Here is a 669-nt window from a genome sequence, read left to right on the forward strand (position 1 = left end):
GGTCTACCCTATAATAGCCGGAATACTCTCCACCTTCCAAGCCCATATTAGCATGGAAATACAAATCGTTCTGACGGAGAATTTCCCTTGTCGATTTTTTACATATCGCAAAGCCGTCTATAATCCAGGCATGATTGGTATTTTTATTTGGACATGTTCCTCCCATAATCGATACATGTTTGCCTCTAATGGCTGTCAGCAGGGCGTCAGATGCAAACCGCTCATAAAAATCGCCACACGTCACATATTTATTCAAGAAACTGTAAATTTCCGAGACCTTAGTGCTTGTCGACTCCACTATAGGAATTGTCTTGTCATCATAGGGTCCGTATTGTCCATCGGTTTTGATATTGGCCACCGATTTGGTGCCTTCAAACACATGCTTGCCCAACGCTGTCACCATCATCAGTTCATCGGAATATCCGCCACCCGAAATTTCCGCTTTCTCTGTCATTTTGTCCCAGTCCATCTTCAAGCCGTTGATAGTCATGGACGGTTTCAGATAGGCAAGAACCTGCATAGCGGCAACAACCCCACATCCCAAGGGGTAATTTCCCGGAAAATTAACACCAAAGTTAGGACGATAAACACTTGGCAACGCTCCATTATAAGGATTGTCCTGAGACCACGCAGTAACAGTATACGGCCCCTCCTTGTACACAACCGCCG

1 protein-coding gene is annotated in these 669 nt (G+C 45.3%); it reads right to left on the reverse strand.

What is annotated here, in order from left to right; genetic code table 11:
- A partial coding sequence (locus C5S62_RS00175; protein ID WP_133159433.1) for a C10 family peptidase occupies positions 1–669 on the reverse strand: 669 nt, incomplete at both ends.

The sequence above is a fragment of the Prevotella sp. MGM2 genome (genome assembly GCF_002933955.1).
Lineage (GTDB): Bacteria > Bacteroidota > Bacteroidia > Bacteroidales > Bacteroidaceae > Alloprevotella.